This is a genomic window from Pinirhizobacter sp. (assembly GCF_035317885.1).
Classification (GTDB): domain Bacteria; phylum Pseudomonadota; class Gammaproteobacteria; order Xanthomonadales; family Rhodanobacteraceae; genus Pinirhizobacter.
This window is the reverse complement of record NZ_DATHFX010000040.1, coordinates 1-3,470: the sequence shown is the minus strand read 5'-3', so window position 1 is coordinate 3,470 and position 3,470 is coordinate 1. Positions and strand designations below refer to the sequence as shown.

Here is a 3,470-nt window from a genome sequence, read left to right as displayed (position 1 = left end):
CTCTACGACCGCATGCATTCGCGCCTGATCTCGGACTACGGCGGCGTGGCCAACAAGATGCCGGTATTCGCCGCCTTTTTCATGCTGTTCGCGATGGCCAACTCCGGCCTGCCGGGCACCAGCGGATTCGTCGGCGAGTTCATGGTGATCCTGGCCTCGTTCCAGGCAAGCCCGTGGATCGCGCTGTTCGCCGCGTTCACGCTGATCATCGGCGCCGCCTACACGCTGTGGATGGTCAAGCGCGTGCTGTGGGGTGAAGTCACCAACCACCACGTGGCCGAGATGAAAGACATCAACGCCCGCGAGACCTTCGTCCTGGCAGCCTTCGCTGCCGCTGTCCTGCTGTTCGGCATCTGGCCCCAGCCGCTCGTCCACCTGATGGATGCGTCGGTCGGCCAGCTGGTCCAGAAACTGGCGTACTCCAAGGTTTGATGGAACATCCCATGCCGACTTTCAATGATTTCCTGATCCTGCTTCCCGAGGCTTACCTCACGGTGGCGGCCTGCGTGATCCTGCTGATGGACGCCTTCCTCAAGGGTGGCCAGCGCGTCGCCATCCACTGGCTGTCGATCATCGTGCTGCTGGTGGGTGCGTGGCTGGTGATCGACGGCCAGCCCGCCGTGGCGGTGTCGGGCTTCAGCGACATGTTCATCCGCGACCCGGTGGCCGAGATCCTGAAGGTGTTCTCGCTGCTCACCACGGCGCTGATGTTCATCTACTCGCGCGGCTACCTGCGCGACAGGAACATCAACGAGGGCGAGTACTACGCGCTTACCCTGTTCGCGGTGATCGGCATCATGGTGCTGGTATCGGCCGGGAGCCTGGTCACGGTGTACCTGGGCCTGGAACTGCTTACCCTGAGCTCGTACGCCCTGGTGGCGCTCAACCGCGATTCGCAGCTGTCGTCGGAAGCTGCCATCAAGTATTTCGTGCTGGGCGCGCTGGCCTCGGGCATGCTGCTGTACGGCATGTCGATGATCTACGGCGCCACGCATTCGCTGGACCTTGCCACCATCCTGCACGTGCAGAACGTGGAGTGGCGCAACCTGATGCTGTTCGGCGTGGTCTTCGCCATCGTCGGCATCGGTTTCAAGCTTGGCGCGGCACCGTTCCACATGTGGATTCCCGATGTGTACCAGGGCGCGCCGACGGCCGTCACCATCTTCATCGGTACCGCCCAGAAGATCGCCGCCTTCGGCATGGCCTACCGGCTGCTGGACTCTGGCCTGGGCGCCTACGCCCACGAGTGGCGGATGATGCTGGCAGTGCTGGCGGTGCTGTCACTGGCCATCGGCAACCTGCTGGCCATCGTGCAGACCAATCTGAAGCGCCTGTTGGCCTATTCAACCATCTCGCATATGGGCTTCCTGCTGCTGGGCCTGGTCCAGGCGAACCCCGCGGGGTATTCGGCGGCCATGTTCTATGCCGTCAGCTACGCGCTCACCTCGGCCGCAGCCTTCGGCATCATCCTGGTCATGTCCCGCGCCGGTTTCGAGTGCGAGGAAATCGACGACTTCAAGGGCCTGAACCAGCGTTCGCCCTGGTTCGCCTTCCTGATGATGCTGGTGATGTTCTCGCTGGCCGGCGTGCCGCCGATGTTCGGTTTCTTCGCCAAGCTGCTGGTACTCCAGTCCGCCATCGACGCCGGCTTCCTCTGGCTGGCGGTAGTCGGCGCCGTATTCGCCATCATCGGCCTCTACTACTACCTGCGCGTGGTCAAAGTGATGTACTTCGACGCCCCCGTGGAAGGCACCGACGTCCGCGCCCAACCCGACATGCCGCTGCGCTTCGTCCTGTCACTCAACGCCCTCGCACTCCTGGCCCTCGGCATCGCCTGGGGACCGCTGTTTGCGTGGTGTCAGCGCGCGTTTGGGATTACGGCCTGAGTGGACGCCTGAAGAGCCGGAGGGGGCGGGGGAGCCGGCGGGCTCTCCCCTGGTCACTAAGTCCTCGTCCGGCTTCGCCGTCCTGCGGAAGCGTTCTCAGGGAGAGCCCGCCGGCTCCCCCGCCCCCTCCGGCTCTTCAGGCTACCTGCCGGCACAATCCCACTTAGACAGGGTGGGCCGCGCGGGCTTCGACGTCGCCCCTTCCGCTGTGAAAATGCCGGCCGGAAAACGGCGTCCATCGATCACAGTTACTGCAAGCACATCGATGCAGGCGAACGGGGTCAGAGTAATAACTCTGACCCCAACCCAGCACAATGCTTTGCTCTCCTGGCGTGCCACCGTTACGTCCGAGGGAGTCGGTGGGTGTCGCTTTCGTCACTAAGTCCTCGGTCGGCTTCGCCTTCCTGCGGAAGCGTGACGAAAGCGACACCCACCGACTCCCCCACCGCAACGTCGACGCGCATACACAGTGTTGCAACATTCGGGCCATGTCCGTATACTTCGCGGACTCTGATGCGGGGTGGAGCAGTCTGGCAGCTCGTCGGGCTCATAACCCGAAGGTCGCAGGTTCGAATCCTGCCCCCGCTACCAGGATCTTTCTTATCGAGAAAGCCTCCTTGTGAGGCTTTTTTGTTGGGCGCACGGATGCGTCTCCCGATCTTGCTATCATGGGGATTGGGAAGAGTCGGATACATCGGCGTAGTAAGGGAATGGGCCGCTGGAGCCCATTTTTTGTTTCTGAAGACCGGAAAACCCAGGGTAAACAGTAGGAATCGTGGATACACAGGCACTTGCCCAACGTTTTAGCAGCATCCTCGCCGATCAGGGCGTGGAGTGCATCGGCGTGGAATTCCTGCCCTCGCATGGGCAGAGCACGTTGCGCGTCTATCTGGATGTCGAGGGTCGCGAGGTTACCGTCGAAGACTGCGAAGCGGCCAGCCGCGAGTTGTCGGCCACGCTCGACGTTGAAGACCCGATTCCCGGACACTATGTATTGGAGGTTTCCTCCCCCGGGATCGACCGTCCGCTCTTCACCGCCGCGCAGTTCGGCAAGGTGGCGGGGCAGGAGGTCAAGGTATTGCTGAAGTCGCCGCTGGAGGGCCGTCGCCGGCTTCGCGGCAAGGTCGCGTCGGTCGAAGGCGAGCGCATCGCGCTGGACACCGACACCGGCCGCATCGAATTTGCGCACGACGCTATTGAAAGCGCTCGCGTGGTTCCCGATTGGGCAGCGCTCGGCTACGTGCCGCAGCCCAAGAAGGGCGGAAAGAACAGTCAATAACGAGATTGGGGTGCATTGATGGCACTCCTGGAGCAGCGGCAATGAGCAAAGAACTCCTGCTGGTCGTGGACGCGGTCGCCAACGAAAAGGGCGTGCCCCGCGATGTCATCTTCGACGCGATGGAAGCAGCCCTGGCCTCGGCGGCCAAGAAGCGCTATCCCGACGAGGATGCGGACGTCCGCGTGTCGATCGACCGCAATACCGGTGAATACGAGACCTTCCGCCGCTGGGAAGTCATCGCCGACGACGGCGAGATGGAGTCCCCATTTAATCAGGTGCGCCTGATGGACGCAATCGACGAACAG

Annotated in this window: 4 protein-coding genes and 1 tRNA gene; all 5 read left to right on the top strand. The window is 62.7% G+C overall.

Translation table 11 applies throughout. The annotated features are described in order from the left end of the window. Nucleotides 1-432: proton-conducting transporter transmembrane domain-containing protein (locus VK519_RS01215; protein WP_324346878.1), on the top strand; the 432-nt coding region annotated here is incomplete at its 5' end. An 11-nt stretch (nt 433-443) separates the two neighbouring features. After that, nucleotides 444-1,886, top strand: a complete 1,443-nt coding sequence (nuoN, locus tag VK519_RS01210; RefSeq protein WP_324346876.1) for an NADH-quinone oxidoreductase subunit NuoN — start codon at nt 444-446, stop codon at nt 1,884-1,886. Nucleotides 1,887-2,400: 514 nt separating this feature from the next. Then, nucleotides 2,401-2,477: transfer RNA gene (locus tag VK519_RS01205), tRNA-Met, on the top strand. Nucleotides 2,478-2,661: 184 nt separating this feature from the next. Beyond that, on the top strand, nt 2,662-3,165 hold the full coding sequence (gene rimP, locus VK519_RS01200; RefSeq protein WP_324346874.1) for a ribosome maturation factor RimP: 504 nt from the start codon (nt 2,662-2,664) through the stop codon (nt 3,163-3,165). Between the two features lie 41 nt (nt 3,166-3,206). Continuing rightward, nucleotides 3,207-3,470 (top strand): NusA N-terminal domain-containing protein (locus VK519_RS01195; protein ID WP_324346872.1); only part of this gene is annotated, 264 nt, incomplete at its 3' end.

Excerpts from the sequence above, each read along its gene's own strand:
- nuoN (WP_324346876.1), top strand. The coding sequence starts at position 444 with ATGCCGACTTTCAATGATTTCCTGATCCTGCTTCCCGAGGCTTACCTC.